Here is a 21,743-nt window from a genome sequence, read left to right as displayed (position 1 = left end):
TTGGGGGAAGATCAATCGGGTGGGACCGCGAAGGCCAGGAGCGCAGTGCTGGCCTGCGGACGTTTCCGCTTGTTGCGATTGCCGCCTGCGGATTCGTGTTGGTCGCCATCCGGGTTCTGGGAGAGACCTCAATCGGGCAAGCCCGCATTATCGAAGGACTGCTCACCGGCGTCGGATTCATCGGCGGAGGGGCCATTCTCAAGCGTGGGGACTATGCTTCCGGCACAGCGACTGCAGCAAGCTTGTGGGCAACAGGAGCGCTTGGGGGAGCGGTTGGCTATGGCCTTTATGATATTGCCGTGATCCTGAGCGTTGTGACCTTCGCGACCCTCCGCTCTCTGGCACCTCTAAAAAGCATGATCCAATCCTCCACGCCGAACAAAGGCAGCCGCTAAATTCAGACGTTCGCGTCGAGATCAAAAAACGTCGCTGGGATTAAGATATTCAGGACCCTGCGTGTTTGGAGCTGTCCTGCTTGTGATACAGGTCTGTCCGATCGGCAAGGAAGTACAACAGAATTGTCGCGAACTTGCATACGGCATCGAGAAAGAGCGCTCCCGCAGAAGAGAGAGCCCCGCCGAAGCGGGGTTCTGCGCTACTTAACGCTGATGGTCGCGGCGCGGCGCGTGCCTGCGGGGCGCACTATATCGAGGTGCATAATGGCGGCCGCGCGGAACGTAGGATCTGGGCGGAGTGTAGAACCTTGGGCGGTAATGGCGAGATCGGTACCGGTGATACTGAGCCTGCTCGACGAATGGAGCGGCATCTGCGGGCACTACAGCTGTACCGGTCATCAGCGGTGCGGCGGATGCCTTGCCACCAAGATAAACCGCCGCTCCGACCGTCAAAACAGCCACGGTAAGAATCCTCAGTCTCCAAACCTTCATCAACACCCTCTCCTTTCAATGTAAAATGCCAAGTTTTCCTCGGCATAAGGCGTATATAAGGGACAAAAAGTTCTTATTTGTGTCCTGGAGTGATTCGGCCCGATTTGCGAAATTGTCCCACCTCATGCGTCAGTCTTCGCCGGCAAGTTTGCGAAGTTCGTCCGGCGATTCAGACTTGAACACGACCTTCGTCAAGGTTTCATAGGCATTTGACGCTGCAATCAGCCGGCTCATCTCGTCCGCCTCTCTCACGTTCGACGTTTCGAGAACACCGATCGCCAGACGGCCCGCTCCGGATGGAACCTCAAGTGGAGAATGTGCTGCCGAGAACAGACCACCGCCTTCCGGCTTCACCTCTCTGCGATCCGCGAACCGAACCAGTCGCAGGCCAGCGATTCGGCCCTGCCGCGTCGAGATTGAGCCATCGCCAGCAATTGTAACGGGTCCGTCGCGCGGTTGAACCACCAGATGTCCAATTGACGTCAAGACGGGCTTGCCGTCTATCGTCGCAAGCTTTCCGTCCGCGTTGAGCGTGAAGGCTCCGGAGCGAGTATAGCGCGGGCCGCCCGGCGTATCGACGACGAAGAATGCATCATCATCAGTCAAAGCAACGTCGAGTGGATTCCCAGTGGTCCGCATGCCGCCCACACTGAAATCCGTGAAGTGGCTGGTCGATACCAAAGATCTCTTTGCCATTGCAGGGCTATCAGCTTCTTCTGCCTCAGTCAGATATTCCTTGAATTGAACGCGACCCGCCTTGAATGCCGGCGTCGTCAGGTTAGCAACGTTATTCGCGACTGAGTCGACGTGGCGGCGCAGCGCTATCAGCGCGGCTAATCCGATGATCTCCTTGTCGCTCATCGCAACCTTCGATCCAAGACTGAATCAATCTCAATTGTAATGGCTTCACTCCTGAAACAGGACCGGGGGTTTTCAGCCATTGAAAGCACGGATTTGCGCGCATCTGCCAAAGCTCGCCAAGGTAGAGCGATGCAGTCCCGATGAGACAGCAACGACGATGGCTCGCCAAAGCCAATGGGACAAAATGGCGCACCTTATCTCCGGGCTTTCGAGACGAGCATCCCATCGGCGCCGACTGCGCATCAGCACGAACGAGATTGAGCCAGGCGAGGAAGGTTGCACCGCCGACGATTCACCGGCTGTTTGCACCGGTAACAATTCAGCGCGCGACCAGGGCCGGCTTAATACGCGGCAATGTCCCGAGCGCTTGATTTCCGTCCATCCATCGCTCAATAGTTCAAATGTAGTAAAGCATAAGCCGTCACTGCGGAGCGGCGCAAACGAGGGCTCGGATGCATCGTGACCGGATCGCCACGCGCGGGCCAAGGAATGGCACCGCATCGTGGCTCACTGTATCGCTGCCAATTCTCGCCATGTTCATATGCCGCATTTCCGACCCCCGGCGGGTGTTCTTCGCGTTCGCGCGTGCAAGCCTCATTGTCCTTTGTATGGCGACGGTCGCGTCGGCGCAGACCGCGCCGGCGCAAACGATCTGGCGGTTACTCGACTATATCGCCGTCGATTATCCAGAGGCGGTCGAAAACGGCGAGATCGTCAACCAGAGCGAATACGACGAGATGAAGGAATTCTCGGGCACGGCGAGCAAGTTGATCGGAGAGCTTCCGACCTCCTCTGCGAAGACGGGGCTGCTGCGACAGGCGGAAGCGCTTGAGGGAGCCATCGCAACCAAGGCCTCGCCACAAGCCATTGCGGCCGCTGCGCGCGAGCTCGCCACGGATCTCATCAAGGCCTATCCTGTTCCACTGTCCCCAAGCATCGCGCCGGATAGCGGCCGGGGCAAAGCGCTCTACGCCCAGCACTGCGCGAGCTGTCATGGCGCAACCGGTCGCGGCGACGGACTGCAAGCCGTCGGGCTTGATCCACCCCCGATTGCCTTCACCGATGAAAAGCGCGCGCGCAATCGCAGTGTGTTTGCGCTCTATCAGGTGATCGAACAGGGACTTGAAGGTACCAGCATGGCGAGCTTTGCCGACCTCCCTTCGCAGGATCGCTGGGCACTCGCTTTCTATGCCGGCTCGCTCGCCTATCCCGACACCGAAGTCTCGAACGGGAAGACGCTGTGGGACAGCGACGCATATCTGCGCAAGCGCTTCGATCTCGAAAAACTCGTGGCTACCATGCCCGCAACCCTCGCCGCCGAGTTGGGTGAGGACAAGGCGCGGCAGGTCATGGCCTATCTACGACGGCATCCGGACGCAGCCGCTACACAGCCGGCCCCTGGAACTCTTACGCTGGCACGCAGCCGACTGAAAGAAGTCATCACAGTCTATGAGCGCGGTGAACGCAAGACAGCAACCGATCTCGCCCTCTCGGCTTACCTCGATGGATTCGAGCCGGCTGAACCAATACTGGCGGCACGCGACAACGCACTGATGGTCCGTATTGAACGCGCCATGTCTGATCTGCGCGCCGCCATCGCCAAAGGTGATCCGGTGGAAGCCGTCCAAAGTCGCGTAGCTACGCTCGACAGGTTGTTCGCGGAGGCGGAGACGATACTGGCACCGAATGAAGCCTCTGGAACGTCCGGCTTCATTGCGGCCTTCACGATTCTCGCACGCGAGGGACTCGAGGCGATTCTGATCGTCACTGCCATCATGTCCTTCCTCGTCAAGGCCGGTCGTCGTGACGTGCTGCCATATCTCCACGGCGGGTGGATTGCTGCGCTCATCGTCGGAGCAGGCACGTGGGCGGCGTCGACGTGGCTCATTACGATCAGCGGCGCCGGTCGCGAATTGACCGAAGGGGTCGGTGGGGTGTTCGCGGCTGCGGTGTTGCTTTGGGTCGGAATCTGGATGCACGGCAAGAGTCATGCCGATGCCTGGCAACGCTACATCCGCGATCGGTTGGGGCGCGCCCTCAGCCGGCGCTCGGCGTGGTTACTGTTCGCCCTGGCTTTCATTGTCGTCTATCGCGAGGTGTTCGAGACAATCCTCTTCTACGCAGCGATCTGGAGCCAGGGAAACAGCGGCGCGATCGTCTCGGGTGCATTTGCGGCATGCGTGGTGCTCGCGCTCATCGCCTTCGCCATGTTGCGCTACAGCCGTACGTTGCCGATCGGCAAGTTCTTCGCATACAGCTCGGCGCTGCTCGCGGTGCTTGCGATCGTGTTGATGGGCAAGGGAAGCGCGGCACTTCAGGAAGCGGGCTATCTGCCGGCCACACCTTCGCCTGGCCTGCCGCGGAGCGAATTGCTTGGAATCTATCCGACTTATGAAACCATCGGCGCTCAGCTCGTCATGGTTGCCTTGCTGGTGTTGGGCTTCCTGTGGAATCGCCGCGCCGCCGCATGACGGCGAGGGCTCTGCGCGATTGGCTCGAGAGCGGCCAGATCGCAATCTATTTCGGGGCAGGATTGATCGCGCTTATGCTGTTTGTCACCTTCCTCCAAGTATCGCTGGCCGAGCTCGGGCAGGCCTTTGCACGGCTGCGCTTTCTCGCGGCGCTGCTGGCGGTTAATTTCATCGCGGTGCCCCTGCTCGTCGCGGTCCTGATCCCGTTCGCGCCGGACGATGCATTGATCCGACTCGGCGTGTTGCTCGTCCTGTTATGCCCGTGCATCGATTATGTGGTCACGTTCGCTCATCTCGGACGCGCCGACGCCAGGTTGCTCCTCGCATCCACTCCGGCGCTGCTGATCGTCCAAATGCTACTTTTGCCGCTCTATCTGCATGTCTTTCTCGGCGCGGACGCATTGCGACTTGTTCAAGCAGGACCGTTCCTTCATGCCTTCCTGTGGCTTATCATCATCCTGCTCGCGTTTGCCATCATGGTCCAGTTTCGGACAAAGCGCTCAGTCATCGGACAGCGTGTTTCCGCCATGCTCGGCCTGCTGCCAATTCCAACGACAGCACTGGTCCTGTTCATTGTCATCGCTGCGGTGTTTCGCAGCTCGGTCCCGCGGCCAACGATGCGCTGCGTGTGACACCGGTTTACGTGGCGTTTGCCGTGGTCGCTCCGCTGCTCGGGTGGGCTGTATCGAGAGCCACTCGCTTGAACGCGGAAGAGGGCCGCACGCTGGCGTTCAGCGCCGCGACCCGCAATTCCCTTGTCGTTCTGCCACTCGCACTTGCGGTCCCAGGCGCGGCCCCGATCCTGCCCGCGATCATCGTCGCCCAAACACTGATCGAACTGATCGCGGAATTGATCTTCATTCGTATCATCCCGGGGCTGGGAGCAAAACTACCCGATCGACGCAATCGGTAGCCGATCTTTGCTCAAATATAACGGCTCGAAGACCGATCGTGACGGAGGTCTTCTGGTTGTTTAAGGACGCTCTGTAGCAACCTCCTCACGGCAGATAAAGTAAGACCGGCAAAATCTGCATTTGCTGCAACGTGTCTATTAAATCCCACGCCGGAAGGGCTAATAACATTAAAGCTGCGTCACAGAAGGTTCTTAGGACCCGCTTGGGAATAACGTCCACCGTTACAGCATCCCGCCACAATGAGAAACGGGGCCGAAGACGGGGCACTCGGGCAGCATATTCCGTAAAGGCAGGGCCGAACTGATCTAGAAGCGCCCTCTCCTCAAGACAAATCAAATGCCGGAATATCAACGCGGAAACTAATGCTATGATGCTCGTCAGGATAAAACTTCCTGTACCGAGACAAATCCCAACCACTCCAAAGAGAGAAAATACATAGAGCGGATTCCGAACGATCGAGTAAGGTCCGCATTGCACCAACTCTTTCAGCTTCCTACCACCTATGTAGAGCGCACACCATGTGCGGCCCACAATCGCCACCACGATAAGAAAAGCGCCGACCCCCTCGATAAATTCATGATAACTGGATGCAGGACTTATCTTGGCCTGAACGAAAGGTACAGAGACGAGAAGCACTATGCTGACCCCCCCACAGCATCTGCATGCGCTGGTGCTGATTTCGCCCAAGGCTAGAATTTTCAGCAGATACTCTGGTGAAGCATAGCTTCATTACCGTCTCCGAACTTCCCTTGTTAGCAATTGATGGTTCCGCTTCATGCCTTCGCGGAAGAGTCGTCAAGGTTCATCATTCACCTTATATAACCAGCGTTTATCTGCGCGCTTATACGTGCAGAATTCTCTATCAGCTCGTGAGGATCAAAGCGTTTGAGCTATAGACGACCAAGACAGAAGATTTCATTCAGCGCCACGGCTAAGATGTACATCAATAACATAAATGCACGAAGAACCATTGAGATAATCGTCCAGTGCCGGCGTGCTCTATCCTCTGCTGTCGCGATAGGCGAGCAGGCGCAGCGCGTTGAAAACGACCACGAGCGTCGAGCCTTCATGCATCGCGACCGCCGGGCCGATGCCAAGGCCGAAGACCGTCGCCGGCACCAGGAGCGCGACCACGCCGAGGCTGATGAACACATTTTGCAGGATGACGCCGCGCGTGTGACGGCTGAGGCCCACCGCGAATGGCAGATGGCTCAAATCGTCGGCCATCAGCGCAACGTCCGCCGTCTCCAGGGCGACATCGGAGCCGGCAGCGCCCATCGCGATGCCGACCGTCGCACTCGCCATCGCCGGCGCATCATTGACGCCATCGCCGACCATCGCGACCTTCTGTTCTGCGCGCAGCTTCTTGATCGCCTCGACCTTGTCTTCGGGCATCAGGTCACCCCACGCCTCGTCGAGGCCAACATCCTTGGCGATGGCCTCGGCGACTTTCTGATGATCCCCCGAGATCATGATCATCCGCTTGATGCCGAGCGCATGCAATTTGGCAAGCGCATCGCGCGCGGCGGCACGGGGCGTATCCATCAGCCCGATCGCGCCGAGTTCCTTGTCGCCCTGTCGAACGACCATCGTAGTCCGGCCGCCGTCGCGCAATTTCGCGATTGCTGCAGTAGACTCCTCGCCCAGCGGAGCGATGCCGTCGACACCGAACATCTCAGCCTTGCCGATCCAGACCGGCCTGCCGTCAAGCGTGGCGGTGACGCCGCGCCCAATAAGATTCTTGAGATTCTGTGCCTCTGCGACCGCCGTGCCGCCGAGACGCTCGCGGCCGTCACGCGCAATCGCCGCTGCGAGCGGATGGTCGCTAAGCTGCTCGACCGCAACCGCGACCCTGAGTAACTCCTCCTCCGAAACGCCCTCGGCCGGAACGACATCGGTGATGCGTGGGCGCCCCTCGGTCAGCGTGCCTGTCTTGTCGAAGGCGATGGCGCTCAGTGAACCAAGATTCTCAAGCGGTGCCCCACCCTTTACCAAGACCCCGCCGCGCGCCGCGCGCGCCACGCCCGAGAGCACCGCGCTCGGCGTGGCGATCGCCAGCGCGCAGGGGCTGGCCGCAACTAGCACCGCCATGGCGCGATAGAAGCTGGCTCTGAACGGCTCGTCGATCACCGCCCAAGCGAACAGCAGGACGAATGCAAGCGTCAGCACCGCAGGCACAAAATAGCGTTCGAATTTATCCGTGAATCGCTGGGTCGGCGATTTCTGTGTCTCGGCCTCGCTGACCATCTGCACGACCTTGGCCAGCGCGGTCTCAGTGGAAAGACGCGTCACTTCTACTTCGATCGCGCCGGCACCATTGATGGTTCCGGCGAAAACGCGCGAGGACGCGTCCACAGAATTGGGCTTGGCGCGCGCCATGGCGATGTCCTCGACCGGGTGCTTGTCGACCGGGATGCTCTCGCCGGTGACAGGCGCCTGGTTGACGCTCGTCTCGCCCTTGATCAGAAACCCGTCCGCCGGAAGCCGCTCGTTGGGACGCACAATGACCACATCGGCCACCACAAGTTCCTCAACCGGCACCTCGCGGGACTGCTCGTTGCGGCGCACGGTGGCCGTCCGCGGGGCGAGCTCGGCAAGCGCCTCAATGGCCTGCTTGGCTCGTCCCATCGCGTAATGCTCCAGCGCATGACCGAGGCTGAACAGGAAAAGCAGCAACGCCCCTTCCGCAAAGGCGCCCAGCGCCGCTGCGCCCGCCGCCGCGACCAGCATCAGCGTATCAATCTCGAATTTCCCAAGGCGCAGATTATCGATCGCCTCGCGCAACGTGTAGAAGCCGCCAAAGAAATAGGCGGCGATGTAGCAAGAGAGCGGCAACCAGCCGGGAGCCGTCGGCGCGAGCTTTTCGACTCCGAACCCGACCGCAAGGAGGGCGCCACATGCCAAAGCGAAGATCAACTCGGTGTTCGGCCCGAACAGGCCGCCATGGGTGTGAGCGTGGCCCCCGTCCTTCCGCACGTGAGCGTGGCCGTGTTCGTCGTGGTCATGACCGGCATGAGCATCGGCGACTTGATGTTTGTGAACGTGATCGGACTTGGCAGCTGGCCGGCCGACAGGCTCCGTTACTGTGAGGCCCATCCCGGCGAGCGTGTCACGGATAGCCTCTTCCGAGCCGCGCTCGACCCGATCAAACTCGACACGCAACAGTCCTGTTGCGCTGGCTTGTGCCTCCCGCACGCCCGGCAGCGCACGCACGCGATCCGCCACGGTGCGCGCCCGTCGTTGGTGAGAGATTCCCTCCACCTGCCAGAGGACGTGACCAAAACGTTCCGTGATCCTGGCTCCGGCGCTCGTTACGAACTGGCGGATTCGAGAAAGCGACATGATGTCTGGATCATAATGGACGCACAACTGCGCGGATTCAGCGGACACCGCGGCGACGTGGACGTCCTCGATGCCTTCGCGGTTGCGAACCTCTGATATTAATCTCGCCACGCAAGCATCATCGGCGTCAGGAACGCCCTGCAGCAGGAGTGGAATATCCAAGCGAAGCTTTTCGGTCATCGGTTCGGCCCTTCCATCTTAAAGCGCTCCGCAATAGAGGCCATCGTGCGCACGCACTTCGTTTCATCCGTCATAAGCATCCTTTCCACTCGCAGTACTTGCCGAACTGGCTTTCGGGGAGAAAGGCGGAAAGGTGGTAACGTCCATGCTAAGAGGGTTTCGCGGCTCCTTCTTTCGACCACCGCCGAAAATAGGCCACCATCACCATCAGAGCAATTCCAAGGATGCTGATCAGGAACTGAAAGGCGAAGGTATCCGATATCAGATGAACAAGAAAATAGGCAACGAAAGCGAGAAAAACACCCGTGCAAAATACTTCCAGCGACTGCTGCCCACAAACCATCACCGGTCGCAGGATCGGCCATTTCAAGGCCTTCGCGTCCTTCGATATGAGGCGCGCAACGATGACCGCCAGCGCAAGGAAATGCGCGATCCGATAAGGAGCCAAATTTGTCTTGTCATTCGGGGAAAATATCAACACCACCGCTTCCGGCAACGCCTCAGCATAGCCTTTTTGCAGAATGACAGTCACAATCGCCGAAAATACAAGAAACGCAACAGCAAGAGAGGTAATGACGCCCGAGCGGAGATTTCGCTCCAGGACGTCCCGATCAGTGATGGATGCCCATGCTCCGATCACGAAGAGAAGCTGCCATGCGAATGGATTGAAATACCATCCTCCTGATGGATAGGCTGGTAGGTTCCAGCCCAACTGCCTTGCAATAACGTACAACATCACAGAAGCCGCTAAGGTGCAGTTTGGTGATTTCACGAGCAACCACAGAACGGGCGGAAGCGGAGCCATCAAGGCGATATAAAGCGGCAGCACATCGAGGTTTAAGGGGCTGTACTGGAGAAGCAGGCCATGCTTCAGAAATTCGACGGGATCCGCAATAAGTCGCCGGATGTTGAACTCATCGAGAAGATGAGCATGGCCATAGCGCTGAACCACATATCCGATCGTCACTACGTAGAACACCAATAGAAGAATGTATGCGACATAGATCTTCCACACACTTCCGTAGATGCCGACGGTTGCAGCGAGGAAGTTCTTCTTTTGCATAACCTTCGTGTAGACAAACGCAACGGTGAATCCTGAAACGAACACAAAAAGCTCAGCTGCGTCGCTGAATCCATAGTTACGAACGGTAATCCAAGCGACGACGTTGTTCGGAACGTGATCCAAAAAGATCGCCCAATTGGCGAGCCCGCGGAACAAATCAAGCCGGAGATCGCGTCGAGGATTTTTGGGATCTGTTTCGTAGCTCATAATGTCTGGCAGGAGCATCACCGTTATGATGCCCCTGCCTCCAATTCAATCAATGCTTGAACTTGGCCTGTCCGGATTTGCCATCGGCCGCCTTTAGCGTAACACTGACCGTCGCACCCTTGGCGATCTCGTTTTTCGCTTCGGCCTTCAATGCATTATCGGTCGCGACGAGCGAGACGGCCTCCCGCGCACCTCCTGTCGTCAAAAGGACAGAACCCGAAAAGCCCTTTGTGGGGATCGGTTTGTTGGTTTCGTCAAAGACATTGAAGGTCAAGGTTCGACCGGACGTCACCATCTCGACATGCACACCCGCAACATCCTCCATCGGCCCGCCGTTAGGTCCTTTCTGATGCACGTGCTGGCCCATGGCAGGGCTGGCCAGAAGCAGCATCGAAGTAATAAGCAGCGTCGTCCTTGTCTTCATCGGTGAACTCCGTTGGTGTTGTGAACAGGTATAGCCCCGTCGGCAATCGGAGACGATTCCCGACGGAACAGGATGTAGAGTGCTGGCAAAACAAGGAGCGTCAGAATGGTCGACGACACAATGCCTCCAATGACCACCGTGGCCAGCGGTCGTTGAACCTCGGCGCCCGCTCCAGTGGCAAGGGCCATGGGAACGAAGCCGAGCGATGCGACAAGCGCGGTCATCAGTACCGGCCTTAGTCGGGTCAGCGCTCCCTGCCGGACGGCTTCAGCGATCGGCTTGCCTTCCTGGCGCAGACGTTCGATGAAGGTGATAATTACCAGACCGTTTAGAACCGCTACGCCCGAAAGTGCGATGAAGCCGATACCGGCACTGATCGACAATGGAATGCCGCGCAGAAGGAGTGCGAAGATGCCTCCCGTCAGCGCCAACGGAACGCCGCTGAAAACCAGCATCGCGTCCGCTGCCGATCCAAGACTGATAAACAGTAGCAGGAATATCAACAGCAGGGCAATTGGAACGACTATCATCAGACGCTGGGTCGCCGACACCAGTTGTTCGAACTGGCCACCCCAGCCGATCCAATAGCCGGCCGGAACCTTTACCTTCTGTCCGATCTGTTCCTGTGCGTCCGCGACGAAGGAGCCGAGATCCCTGCCGCGTACGTTGGCGGACACGACAATCCGCCGCTTCCCATCCTCACGGCTGATCTGGTTGGGTCCGGGGGCCACTGAAATCTCCGCGAGCTCCGACAATGGCGCATAGCGAATCTGGGCCAGCGGAGAATTTCCCAGCACCGCTGGTGTGACCTTCACTTGAGTTTCGACAGGCGGCAAAGGAATGGGAAGCGCACGGATGGCGTCAATATCGGATCTAACGTTATCAGGAAGCCTTACGACCAGGTCGAAGCGCCTATCTCCTTCGAAGACGAGACCGGCGCTCTTGCCACCAACAGCAATTTCGACCAGGCTCTGTACATCCGCGACACTGATGCCAAATCGGGATAATGCCTGACGAGCTAGCTTGACGGTTAAAACCGGCAGGCCTGCAACTTGCTCCGTTTTCACGTCAGCCGCGCCTTGCACATTCTGAAGAACCGCCTGCACCTGACTTGCAACCTGGGCCAGAATGTCCAGATCGTCGCCGAAGATCTTGACGCCGACATCGCTACGAACGCCGGAAATCAACTCGTTGAAGCGAAGCTGAATGGGTTGCGAGATTTCGTAGCTGCTTCCGGCGATCTCCTCGGCGGCAACTTCAATCTCCTTGACGACCTCTGACTTCGGCTTCTTCGGATTCGGCCACTCACTGCGCGGCTTCAGCATCACGTAGCCATCCGAAATCGATGGCGGCATGGGATCTGTCGCGACTTCGGCGGTCCCTGTCCGTGCGAATACCTCCTTCACCTCCGGAAGCTTCAGGAGCCGCCTCTCCAACGCCTGTTGCATTTCCAGCGACTGAGTGAGGCTGGTGCCTGGAATTCGCAAGGCCTGGATCGCAACGTCGCCCTCATCCAGGCTCGGAATGAATTCTCCGCCCATCCGCGATCCGACAACGCCGCTGCCGATGACAAGAACGGCAGCGGCGATCGCCAGGATGGCGCGGAAGCGGATCGCTAGATTTAGCATCGGTTCGTAGGCGCGGCGCGCCGCGCGCATAAACCAGTTTTCTTTCTCGGAGACCTTGCCGGTGACCAATAGCGCCACTGCGGCGGGAACGAAGGTCACCGACAACAGGCTGGCGCCCAGCAGCGCAAACAATACCGTCAACGCCATCGGCGTGAACATCTTGCCTTCGACACCGGTCAGTGTGAGAACCGGCAGATAGACGACGGCGATGATGAGCGTTCCGAACAGGCTCGGCTTGATGACTTCGCGCGCACCCTTGATGATGGTGTCGAACCGCTCGTCGCGGGTCAGCAATCGGCCCCGCCGCTGCTGTTCATGCGCCAGCAGACGCAGACAGTTCTCGACGATGATGACAGCGCCATCGATGATGATGCCGAAGTCGATGGCCCCAAGGCTCATCAGATTGGCGCTGACCTTGTTCTCGAACATGCCGGTGATGGTGAAGAGCATGGACAGCGGAATGACCAGTGCTGTCGCAAATGCCGCTTTCAGATTTCCGAGAATTAGAAAGAGCACCACGATCACCAGCAGAGCGCCTTCCACCAAATTCTTTTCAACGGTGGCAATAGTGGCATCGATCAGATGCGTGCGATCGTAGATCGCGCGAATCGACACCCCCTCCGGCAGCGAACGCTCGATCTGCTTCAGTTTTTCCGCGACGCGTTGCGCGACGGTACGGCCGTTCTCATCAATCAGCAGCATTGTCGTCCCGAGAACGACCTCCCTGCCATCGTGAGTGGCAGCACCTGTCCGCAAGTCCGTGCCCTCGCGAACGTCGGCAACGTCCGCTATCCTCACTGGAACACCATTCCGGGACCCGATGACGATCTGGCCGATCTCCTCGAGATTCACGACCTGACCTGGCGTGCGAACCAGGTATTGTTCGCCATTCTTCTCTATATAGCCTGCGCCGACATTCGCATTGTTCGCAGCCAGCGACGTCATTACGTCCCGGAAGCTGAGGCGGTATGCCATCAACTTGCCCGGGTCTGGCATGACATGAAACTGTTTCTCAAATCCGCCGATGGTGTTGACTTCATTCACACCGGGGACGTTGCGGAGTTGAGGCTTGATGATCCAGTCCTGAATGGTTCGCAGATCGCTCGGGGTGTAGGGCTTACCGCTTGCACCTTCGGCGTTGCCCTTCGCTTCAACGGTGTACATGTAGATCTCGCCAAGGCCAGTCGAAACCGGCCCCATGACCGTTTCGATTCCGGCGGGTAGCGCATCCTTGACCTGCTGCACTCGTTCGTTAACGAGCTGGCGTGCAAAGTAGATATCTGTGCCATCCTTGAACACCACCGTCACCTGACTGAGGCCATAGCGGGAGAGCGAGCGTGTATTCAGAAGATTGGGAAGGCCTCCCATCGCCGTCTCGATCGGAAACGTGATCCTCTGTTCTACCTCGAGCGGCGAGTAGCCCGGCGCGTTGGTATTGATCTGCACCTGAACATTTGTGATATCGGGCACCGCATCGATCGGAAGACGCGTGAAATTCCAAGCGCCGAGAGCAGCCATCAACAACGCGCCGACCATCACCAGCCAGCGCTGCCGGACCGAGAAGGAAAGAATCGCATCAATCATTGTTCAAACCCGACATTGTGCTCGATTGAGAACATTGCTGTGGCGCACCTGAGATCATGCGGGAGCGCATATTCGACAATTCAGTTCCAGACTTAGTGCTCATGGGTTGCCGAGCCCTTCGCAAGTTCGGCCTTCACCACAAAGCTGTTGCGTGCTGCATACTTGTCGCCGCCGAGAATACCGAAGACGATCTCGACGTTATCCGGGTCACGACCTCCCACTTCGACATCGCGAATTTCAAACTTGTCTCCGGTTCGGACAAAGACGACATTCCGATTCTCTATAGTCTGGACTGCCGCGGCCCTGACGGCGACCGGAACCTGCCTTGCCGTCAGGATCAGACGAGCGGAAACGAACAGCCCGGTGCGCAAACGTAACCCCTCGTTCTGAACCACCGCGCGCGCCAGTGCGGTCTGCGTATCGCTGGTGCCGACAGGCGAGATATAGGAGATGCTACTCTCGATCGGCTTTCCGCCATCGCCGACATCGATCAGAAGACGGTCGCCGACCCGAACACGCGGCAGGTCGCGGCGATAGACCGATAGATCGACCCAGACCGTGGATATGTCTGCAACGATGAAAGCCGGCTTCTGCTCCGTCGCATACTCGCCGAGTGAAATCTGACGATTGATCACGGTTCCCGAGATGGGGGCCCGCAGTTCGTACACCGTCAGGCTCTGATTGCTTTCGATCTTCGCGAGCAAATCGCCTTTCTCGACAGTATCGCCGATACGCTTCTTGATTTCGCGCACCACTCCGGGAAACCGCGGTGTGACCTGAACCAGTGTTTCCTGGTTCGGCTGAAAAATGCCATTGAGCGTTATCGCATCATGCAAGGTTTCTTGTTGAGCTGATAGGATTTCGATACCCGACGCCGCCACTTTGGCATCGCTCATCTCAACGGCGCCTTCGTCCTCATGTCCGGCTTCGCCATGACCTTTATCACTCGGCGACGTTCCCAGCGCAGCCTTGTCGCTGGAGGTAGCAGTTCTGCTTGGTACATTGGCGTACACACCAATTCCCATGGCAACGACAATTGCGGCGATAATTAACATCAAGCGGCTTTTCATCGTGTCCTTCCTCGCGCCAGTGCGAATGGATTGCCGACGAGTCCCTCAATGGTGGCGACGGCGACATGGAAATTCTGTTGCGCTTCCTGTTCACGCAATCGCGCCTGGGCGAGACTGTTCTGTGCATTCAGCACTTCAAGAAGGCTATAGCGCCCCTGTCCGTAGCCTTCGGAAATCGCGGCCGCGGCAGCGCTCGACTTCGGTATGCCGATCGAACGAAGAATCGAAAGCTCTCGTAGCGAGCCTTGCAGAGAGTCGTAGGCGCGCCCCGCGACAACAATCAGCGTGTTGCGATTGGCTTTCCGTTGTGCCTGGGTTTTGGCGAGACTCTCCTGCGCCGACAGGATATTGCCTTGGTTCTGATCGAACACCGGAATGGGAACGGACAGCGAGAAGCGCACCGCGCTATCGCCAGTTTCGTTATAGCGACGCCAGCCCACCGATGCCGTCACGTCGGGGTAAGGCTTGAGACGCGCCAGCAACAGTTCCGCATGTCGCTGCGCGTAGATCGCCTTCCAACGAACCAGCTGCGGGTTCGCATCGATGGCGGCAACTACGGACTGAAATCCCGGCGGCTTTCCAACGGCCTCGAGGCTACCAGCTACGGCCCTGAACTTTGGTGAGGGATCCCCTATCAAGACCGCCAGCTCACGACGCGCGCTGGCCAGGGCGGACTTGACGCGTTCCCGATCCGCCTTGACCAAAGCCGATGCCGCTTCCGCGCGCCCGGTCTCCGCCACCGACGACGCACCCGCCTCGACACGGCGCTGGAGCAACGGAGTAATCTTGTTGATCGCGTCGACCTGCTGATCAAGAATTTGGATTCGCCGCTGCAGCCCGAGCACATTCACGAAGGCGATAGCGGTTTCCGATAAGACCTCAAGCCGCACTGACCGGCGCTCGATTGTGGCGGCATCCAGCCCCGCCTGACCGGCCGCGATGCGCGCATCGCGCTTGCCCCAGAGTTCGAACATCTGGCTGATCTGAAGAGTCGATTCGGCAGACCGCGTACCGCGATAGGCGCCCGACCCAAACGAATTGTCTTGCTCATAGGAAATCTGAGGGTTGAGCAGCGCGCCCGACTGGACGCGCTGCCCCCGCGCGATGCCAATGTCGCGCTCCGCTGCTGTTAACCGCGGGCTTGCAGCGAGCGCGCGCTGCAACGCCGCTCCCATTGTGAGGGTTTGCGAATAAGCTGCGCTTGCCAGCGGACCACCCACGAGCAGCACAATCGCGCACGCGAACCGCGTGGCGCACTTGAATGACATGACAAAGACCTGACAAACGACGGATTCTGGGCGCAGCACGCCCGGTGGCTACGTTCAGGCCTGGAACTTCGGTGGAGGGAGATTGATGACGCTCAGCTGTCCGAGGCGATCCGCGTCGTGATGGAACGCGATCTGGACCGAGGTATCGACGGTCGAAGCCGCGGTCACCAGCGCGGGCATTGAAACCGAGAAACAACCATGGCAAGGGTGATCAGCCACAACGCCCTTATCGGAATGGCTGACATCGGATCGACCGGCATCAGTATCGGAATTACTGACTGCCTTCTCGTCCAGCGCCACCGCTACCGCTGACGATGGTTGCACAATGTTGAAATGGCCATGCAGCGCGCCAACGAAAAGATGCGTCATTACCACCAGCATAGCCACGGCCCTGCGCGAAACGCGCAAAAAGCTCCGATGGAATAAGCGGTGTACCAATGTCACTTCTCATCTCGATCAATTGATTAGATTAGTCAACCATATGTAGATAGCTCATGTCGATGCGACATAGTAGTACGCTCTTTATTGGGGGTAGTGACGTGATGCGTCAGATTTGCTTACCCGCTCTTCGTTGTTTGGAGCCAGCAAACGCTCTCGAGGATCGGTCGTGATCACGACCAGTGCGAATTTTCACGCATTCTGTCTCCTTAGAGCCCAACGTTATTGCACCCTCCCCACTTCGTTGCGGAAGCCGCATGGGAAGGTGGCGACAAGCCAGATATTTCTTTCGTCTTCCATGACCGCCGGGCGGTGGTCAGGGCATTCCCGAATGAAGACTCGTCAAAGCAGCATATTGAACGAAATCAGAGACATTGGCATTGTCAGTACTGACCTGTCCTCTCCTGTTTGCCCTCGTTTATAAGTAGAGACTGCGCTAACATTTCGAGGATTATGACGAACACTAAGGACGACGAGCCCGAACTATGGCAATGCGGCCGCCTATCACGGAAGCGGTGGTCATCCGACGTACACCGGTAAATCCTGCCTGTCTGATCAACTCTAACCAAGTGCCATCGAGGTGGCGCCTCGCCGTTTCAGGGCCTAACATGTGAGCCGTGCCCCGAAGCACGTGCATTTCCTGTGGCCGCAAAGGTTGATCGAAATCAGCGAGATACAACATACCGCCATGCCGCAATACTCGCCTCACCTCTCTGAGGAAAGCTAGTTTTTCGTTCTGAGACAAAGGATGCAACGCGAGTGAGCAGATCGCTTTGTCGAACGATGAAGCACGGCAGTCGATACAGTACTGATCCCCCTGCAAGAATTCTAGATTGCTCGGGCTTTTGAGTTTGGTCTCCTTTGATCCTACCCGCAGCAGGGAGAAAAAGCTTACTGTGGGATATGCACGTGCAAGTTTTGCATACGCTCTGCACCCTTGGACACTTACCTCCAGGATGCGTTCACCCGAGGCTGGCGAGGCCTCTTGAAGGAGCGGCTCCCACCAATCGCCCATACGAATCATCAGTCGGTATGCGCTTTGGAATACGAGCCTATACAAATGCCCAAACATGGAGCGGGCGAAAGATGAGCGGCTATTTGTAGGCATGTCAAACCGCTCTCATATGCGGGTCGTTTCCGCTGATTGTGCACCCTGGGGAGAGTTTCTTGGAATAAGGTAGTTCCATCTCTGTAGCCGTACGATCATTATACAGTGGGTCTGGGTCGCAGTCGCGCGTACAGAACATCGAGACGCACCGGCGACTTCCAGCCTTTTTCTTCCTCAGGCGAGTTTAACGTCCATAGTCCGTTTTACCCAGAGCTGCGTGGACCGACGGCGTCCTGTCACGCACAGCCGGAGATCGTCAAGTGTCCCATAGACAATCCTACTTGCCTCGCTGCTTTGCTTTGAAAACCTAGGAAGACAAAGCGTCCGTCGGCATCATCTCAAACCTCCAAGCTTGGATCAGGGTGAGCACTGTGTCCAATAGCTTCACGCAGCTTCGCCTCAAGTTCATCCAGCAGAAAGAAGCTCACGTCATCGACGGAGCCGTGCCCCTTCGCGAAGGGCTGTTCGAGCAAGCGAACCAGGTACAGCGCATAGACGAACATATAGGTGATGAAGCCGAACATGATCGCTGACGCTGGATCGCCCTCGGTTTTGAGGAACAGCAGCATTGCTACGATCGACAGCACCAGGGTCTGGACGAGTACGTGCACGGACGGAACGAATTCGACGCGCTGAATGTGGTAGATGCGCAACATAGCGCGCCGAACGACATCCTGCGTGGTGCGCAGCCGTACCACGAAATTAGCAGCCATCCCCATTCCTTCGAGGCGACCGAAGATCGGTGTCAATTTTGCGATCTCGTCCAACACCGGCGGGATATCCTTGTGATCTTTGGCATGATCCAGACCGCGACGCAGTCGGTCGATGATCCCGATGAGAATTCCGCGGCATTCGATGAGATTGAAATTCGGGTTTTGAGCGGCGAACGACTCGAGGTCGCCATCGATGGCCTCAATTGCGGTGCGGATATCGGCCGGAATCCGCTCGGCTTCCTTGTAGTCGGCGAGGATGCTCGAAAGCAGAAAACCGATGATGAAGATGGCGCCGCCGATGCCGCTGGTCAGCAATCGGTTCAGCTCGAGAATTTCAAAACCGTAGTAGTGGATCGCCGTCTTAATGCATCCAAGCAGTAGCACCACAACGCCGACGGTAAAGAACAGTCGGAACTTCTTCCGGAAGCTGATATCCGCCCGGTCGAAGTGAAGATGATTTATGATCGATACTGCCATCTGTTCGTCATTCTTTCCCTGTTATCAGAGCGAAACGCCCGCCGCTCCATCGGTATCGGCCCCGAAGGGTGCCCCCCGTCACTTCCAAGCCGATGGTGTCGTCATCGTCGACCATTTTCAAATCGCGCGCATGGGTACTGAAGACGAGCCGATGACCTGCCCGTGATTGAAGGTATACCTCGTGCAGACACAGATCCCCCTGGCAGATCGTGGTCCTGTTTTGGCAGGCGAAATCCTCGAAATGAAGCGAGATGAAATGCTGGCCTTTCGTTCCGATGGTGACCGAGAAGTAGTGGGCCGCGGCCGCCTTGTTCCCGCAGGCCCTGGCGCGTACCGACAGCTTTCGTCGAATCTCCGGCGGAAGCGCTTCGATGTGCTCGGCCGCCAGCGGATTCTCCGAAGCAAATCCGCCTCGCGCATAAGCCGCCGAGGTCGCGGACAGCGACCCAGCCAGCAACAGCGCGCTCATCGTCGGCATCAATCCGGGCATCACCGTGCCTTTCCCCCAAATGCCTCGCTCACGCGCGGACGCTCGAACCGGACTCCGAGGCGGCGCTCGGACTTCCAGATAACGCGGCATGGCCAGGATAATTGGTCCGTTGGCACCACCAGGAGAAACCGCTCCGGAATGCCGAGCGGACTTTCAACTTCCAAAAGGGCCCCGGTCGCGCTGATGTTGCGGACCATGCAGGAGATCGCGGCGCCTCCGAAGGAAATGCTGCCCGCCTTCAGAACCCGCGTGCGGCGCGCTTCCCTTTTTTCCTCCACGGCGTGCCTCCGTCAGTCGGCTTTTTTCTCGACCTGCTCGCCATGCGCGACGATGTCGCCGTCCCTAGAGAGGATGCCTTGAAGGGCAACCCGCCAGTCGGTCTTTCGCGGATACTGATCGACACCCATAATGATCTCCTTCATTGTCCCGTTCTTCCGTCAGGCCTTCGCCTGCGTGAGCAGGCGAAGCGCGTTTATGGTGACGAGGACGGTCGCACCGGTGTCGGCGAGAATCGCCGGCCACAATCCGGTCAGCCCGACGATCGTGGTGACCAGAAAGACGGCCTTGAGTCCCAGCGCGATCGCGATATTCTGCCGGATGTTGGCCATGGTCCGCTTCGACAGGTCGACCATCGCGGCGACGTCCGCGACGCGGCCGTGCAACACAGCGGCGTCTGCGGTTTCCAGCGCCACGTCGGTACCTCCTCCCATCGCGATGCCGATGTCGGCCGCCGCCAACGCCGGCGCATCGTTGATGCCGTCGCCGATCTTGGCGACCGAGCCACCGCCTTTCCGCAACTCACCGACGATCCGCTGCTTATCCTGCGGCAGCAATTCCGCTCTGACCTCGATTCCCAAGTCTTGACCGATCGCGTGCGCGGTGCGGCGGTTGTCACCGGTCAGCATCAGCGTCCGGATTCCCGTGTCCGTCAGACGCTTAAGCCCTGCCTTTGCGTCGGGACGGGGCTCGTCGCGCATCGCGATTGCGCCCGCGAGTTCATTTCCGATCGAGAGCAGCGAGACGGTCTTGCCTTCGTCATTGAGCGCCGCGATCCGCGCGGTCTGCTCGGAGGTCGGAGGCGACAATTCCGCGACGGCCGCAGGCGACCCAAGAAAGACGCTTTGCCCGTCGACCGTCGCCTGGACGCCCTTGCCTCCGATCGCCTTCGAATCTGTGACTGGCGGCAGCGAGATCTCCTGATCGGAAGCTTTGGCCAGAATCGCGGTCGCAAGCGGGTGGCTTGAGCCGGATTCTAACGCGGCGGCGAGGCGCAGGACATCCGCCTCGCTGCGCGCGAAGCCGATAACGTTCGTGACCTGAGGTTTCCCCGCCGTCAACGTTCCGGTCTTGTCGAAGCACGCCACCGTGATCTTGCCGACCTGTTCCAGGACGGCGCCGCCCTTCATGAGAAGACCCCGGCGCGCCCCGGCGGCCAGGCTGGCGGCGATCGCAGCGGGCGTCGAGATGACCAGCGCGCAAGGACAACCAATCAACAGGATGGCCAGACCCTTGTAGATCCAACCGCTCCAATCCCCGTCGAACGACAGAGGAGGAACGATGGCAACCAAGGCGGCAACCGCCACCACGCCCGGCGTGTAGAAGCGTGAGAAGCGGTCGATGAAGCGTTCCGTCGGCGCTTTCGACTCCTGCGCCTCCTCGACCAGGCGAATGACCCGCGCAATGGTGTTGTCAGCCGCGGCGGCGGTCACTCGCACCCGCAACAGGCTATCGCCATTTACGGTGCCGGCGAACACGAGTGCGTCCGGCCCTTTTCGGAGCGGCGTACTTTCCCCCGTCACCGGGGCCTCATCGATCGCGCTTTCGCCGGACAGAATGACGCCATCCGCCGGAATGCGGTCGCCCGGCCTGACCTGGATCGTCGTTCCCACCTCAAGACTGTCAGCCTGCACCTCCCGGACCTGCCCGCCGTCTTCGAGGCGCGCGGTCGTCGGAACGAGCTTGGTGAGGTCCCGGATGCTGGCGCGGGCGCGGCTGGCTGCGACGCCTTCCAAGAGTTCGCCGATCAGGAACAGGAATACGACGGTCGCCGCCTCTTCCGTCGCCCCGATGATAACCGCCCCCACGGCGGCGATCGACATCAACATTTCGATCGAGAACGGCGTTCCGGAGCGTGCGGCAGAGAGTGCGCGTCGCGCAATCGGAACGAGACCCACCAGCATCGCCAGCAGAAACGCCCAACGCTCGGTGACGGGGACAACTTTGCCGATCGCAAACGCGACGACTAATGCAATGCCGGACGCCAAGGTGAGCAAGCCCTTTTGGGTCCGCCACCAAGATCCGTCGACCGAGGCGTGACTGTGAGCGTGCGGATCGTCTTGCCGCGGCGAGACACCCTGATCGTCGTCATGGAGACCGTTGCGGGCCGTCTCCACGCGATAGCCGAGATCTGAAATGCTATTGCGGAGCTTGTCGTCATCGACGCGGTCATTGTCGCGACTGACGGTCACCGTGCCTCCGGTGACGGAGACGGCGACCTCGGTAACACCCGGTACCCGTCGCAGAGCAGTTTCGATCTTGGTGGCGCACGACGCGCAATCCATTCCCTCCACGCGGAAGCGGACTTTCGCAGCCCGTGCGGTGACGTTCATGTCAAATCC

Annotated in this window: 16 protein-coding genes and 2 pseudogenes; 3 read left to right on the top strand and 15 right to left on the bottom strand. The window is 58.8% G+C overall.

What is annotated here, in order from left to right:
• Positions 1-8: 8 nt before the first annotated feature.
• Positions 9-395, top strand: a pseudogene (locus OCA5_RS18150) (MgtC/SapB family protein); the annotation flags it as partial.
• 621 nt (positions 396-1,016) lie between these two features.
• Here the strand turns inward: OCA5_RS18150 and OCA5_RS18145 are convergent.
• Positions 1,017-1,748, bottom strand: coding sequence for a flagellar hook-basal body complex protein (locus tag OCA5_RS18145; RefSeq protein ID WP_012564840.1), 732 nt, complete (start codon positions 1,746-1,748; stop codon positions 1,017-1,019).
• A 452-nt stretch (positions 1,749-2,200) separates the two neighbouring features.
• Here OCA5_RS18145 and OCA5_RS18140 point away from each other — a divergent pair, with 452 nt between their 5' ends.
• Together OCA5_RS18140 and OCA5_RS18135 are read left to right on the top strand one after the other, a co-directional pair.
• Positions 2,201-4,219, top strand: a complete 2,019-nt coding sequence (locus OCA5_RS18140) for a cytochrome c/FTR1 family iron permease (protein WP_012564841.1) — start codon at positions 2,201-2,203, stop codon at positions 4,217-4,219.
• Positions 4,216-5,132: pseudogene (locus OCA5_RS18135) on the top strand (arsenic resistance protein). The gene OCA5_RS18140 and the pseudogene OCA5_RS18135 overlap by 4 nt, the downstream one beginning before the upstream one ends.
• 85 nt (positions 5,133-5,217) lie before the next feature.
• Here the strand turns inward: OCA5_RS18135 and OCA5_RS18130 are convergent.
• The 14 genes from OCA5_RS18130 to OCA5_RS18070 form a co-directional block, all read right to left on the bottom strand.
• Positions 5,218-5,769, bottom strand: a complete 552-nt coding sequence (locus tag OCA5_RS18130) for a methyltransferase family protein (protein ID WP_244396110.1) — start codon at positions 5,767-5,769, stop codon at positions 5,218-5,220.
• A gap of 363 nt (positions 5,770-6,132) precedes the next feature.
• On the bottom strand, positions 6,133-8,655 hold the full coding sequence (locus OCA5_RS18125) for a heavy metal translocating P-type ATPase (protein WP_012564844.1): 2,523 nt from the start codon (positions 8,653-8,655) through the stop codon (positions 6,133-6,135).
• 148 nt (positions 8,656-8,803) lie between these two features.
• Positions 8,804-9,925 carry an OpgC family protein gene (locus OCA5_RS18120; RefSeq protein WP_012564845.1) on the bottom strand — a complete coding sequence of 374 codons (1,122 nt, stop codon included), beginning with the start codon at positions 9,923-9,925 and terminating at the stop codon, positions 8,804-8,806.
• Positions 9,926-9,974: 49 nt separating this feature from the next.
• Positions 9,975-10,349, bottom strand: a complete 375-nt coding sequence (locus tag OCA5_RS18115; protein ID WP_013913475.1) for a hypothetical protein — start codon at positions 10,347-10,349, stop codon at positions 9,975-9,977.
• Positions 10,346-13,561 (bottom strand): efflux RND transporter permease subunit, encoded by a 3,216-nt coding sequence (locus OCA5_RS18110; protein ID WP_012564847.1) that lies wholly within the window; start codon positions 13,559-13,561, stop codon positions 10,346-10,348. The genes OCA5_RS18115 and OCA5_RS18110 overlap by 4 nt, the downstream gene beginning before the upstream one ends.
• Positions 13,562-13,653: 92 nt before the next feature.
• Positions 13,654-14,631 carry a divalent metal ion exporter adaptor subunit IhpB gene (gene ihpB, locus OCA5_RS18105; protein WP_012564848.1) on the bottom strand — a complete coding sequence of 326 codons (978 nt, stop codon included), beginning with the start codon at positions 14,629-14,631 and terminating at the stop codon, positions 13,654-13,656.
• The gene (gene ihpA, locus OCA5_RS18100) at positions 14,628-15,899 is read right to left on the bottom strand and encodes a divalent metal ion exporter subunit IhpA (protein ID WP_013913474.1); all 1,272 of its coding nucleotides are present in this window, start codon (positions 15,897-15,899) and stop codon (positions 14,628-14,630) included. The genes ihpB and ihpA overlap by 4 nt, the downstream gene beginning before the upstream one ends.
• A gap of 54 nt (positions 15,900-15,953) precedes the next feature.
• Positions 15,954-16,280, bottom strand: a complete 327-nt coding sequence (locus OCA5_RS18095; RefSeq protein ID WP_244396111.1) for a hypothetical protein — start codon at positions 16,278-16,280, stop codon at positions 15,954-15,956.
• A 520-nt stretch (positions 16,281-16,800) separates the two neighbouring features.
• Entirely contained in the window at positions 16,801-17,352 is a 552-nt protein-coding gene (locus OCA5_RS18090) for a class I SAM-dependent methyltransferase (RefSeq protein WP_244396207.1), read from the bottom strand.
• 431 nt (positions 17,353-17,783) lie between these two features.
• Positions 17,784-18,635, bottom strand: a complete 852-nt coding sequence (locus OCA5_RS18085; RefSeq protein ID WP_012564852.1) for a hypothetical protein — start codon at positions 18,633-18,635, stop codon at positions 17,784-17,786.
• 7 nt (positions 18,636-18,642) lie between these two features.
• Positions 18,643-19,104 carry a hypothetical protein gene (locus OCA5_RS18080; RefSeq protein ID WP_244420554.1) on the bottom strand — a complete coding sequence of 154 codons (462 nt, stop codon included), beginning with the start codon at positions 19,102-19,104 and terminating at the stop codon, positions 18,643-18,645.
• Positions 19,105-19,124: 20 nt separating this feature from the next.
• Positions 19,125-19,403, bottom strand: coding sequence for a PilZ domain-containing protein (locus OCA5_RS18075; protein WP_012564854.1), 279 nt, complete (start codon positions 19,401-19,403; stop codon positions 19,125-19,127).
• Between the two features lie 12 nt (positions 19,404-19,415).
• Positions 19,416-19,547, bottom strand: coding sequence for a hypothetical protein (locus OCA5_RS19610; protein ID WP_012564855.1), 132 nt, complete (start codon positions 19,545-19,547; stop codon positions 19,416-19,418).
• A gap of 15 nt (positions 19,548-19,562) precedes the next feature.
• A complete protein-coding gene (locus tag OCA5_RS18070; RefSeq protein WP_013913471.1) occupies positions 19,563-21,734 on the bottom strand; it encodes a heavy metal translocating P-type ATPase in 2,172 nt (723 codons plus the stop codon).
• Between the last annotated feature and the right edge of the window lie 9 nt (positions 21,735-21,743).

The sequence above is a fragment of the Afipia carboxidovorans OM5 genome, assembly GCF_000218565.1.
Taxonomy (GTDB): domain Bacteria; phylum Pseudomonadota; class Alphaproteobacteria; order Rhizobiales; family Xanthobacteraceae; genus Afipia; species Afipia carboxidovorans.
This window is presented reverse-complemented; position numbering and strand designations above follow the sequence as displayed.

What these genes read in the sequence shown, in the direction of transcription:
- OCA5_RS18145 (WP_012564840.1), bottom strand. Translation starts at nt 1,748, where the DNA reads ATGAGCGACAAGGAGATCATCGGATTAGCCGCGCTGATAGCGCTGCGC.
- OCA5_RS18140 (WP_012564841.1), top strand. Translation starts at nt 2,201, where the DNA reads ATGCATCGTGACCGGATCGCCACGCGCGGGCCAAGGAATGGCACCGCA.
- OCA5_RS18125 (WP_012564844.1), bottom strand. Translation starts at nt 8,655, where the DNA reads ATGACCGAAAAGCTTCGCTTGGATATTCCACTCCTGCTGCAGGGCGTT.
- OCA5_RS18120 (WP_012564845.1), bottom strand. Translation starts at nt 9,925, where the DNA reads ATGAGCTACGAAACAGATCCCAAAAATCCTCGACGCGATCTCCGGCTT.
- OCA5_RS18115 (WP_013913475.1), bottom strand. Translation starts at nt 10,349, where the DNA reads ATGAAGACAAGGACGACGCTGCTTATTACTTCGATGCTGCTTCTGGCC.
- OCA5_RS18110 (WP_012564847.1), bottom strand. Translation starts at nt 13,561, where the DNA reads ATGATTGATGCGATTCTTTCCTTCTCGGTCCGGCAGCGCTGGCTGGTG.
- ihpB (WP_012564848.1), bottom strand. Translation starts at nt 14,631, where the DNA reads ATGAAAAGCCGCTTGATGTTAATTATCGCCGCAATTGTCGTTGCCATG.
- ihpA (WP_013913474.1), bottom strand. Translation starts at nt 15,899, where the DNA reads ATGTCATTCAAGTGCGCCACGCGGTTCGCGTGCGCGATTGTGCTGCTC.
- OCA5_RS18095 (WP_244396111.1), bottom strand. Translation starts at nt 16,280, where the DNA reads ATGCTGGTGGTAATGACGCATCTTTTCGTTGGCGCGCTGCATGGCCAT.
- OCA5_RS18090 (WP_244396207.1), bottom strand. Translation starts at nt 17,352, where the DNA reads ATGGGCGATTGGTGGGAGCCGCTCCTTCAAGAGGCCTCGCCAGCCTCG.
- OCA5_RS18085 (WP_012564852.1), bottom strand. Translation starts at nt 18,635, where the DNA reads ATGGCAGTATCGATCATAAATCATCTTCACTTCGACCGGGCGGATATC.
- OCA5_RS18080 (WP_244420554.1), bottom strand. Translation starts at nt 19,104, where the DNA reads ATGAGCGCGCTGTTGCTGGCTGGGTCGCTGTCCGCGACCTCGGCGGCT.
- OCA5_RS19610 (WP_012564855.1), bottom strand. Translation starts at nt 19,547, where the DNA reads ATGAAGGAGATCATTATGGGTGTCGATCAGTATCCGCGAAAGACCGAC.
- OCA5_RS18070 (WP_013913471.1), bottom strand. Translation starts at nt 21,734, where the DNA reads ATGAACGTCACCGCACGGGCTGCGAAAGTCCGCTTCCGCGTGGAGGGA.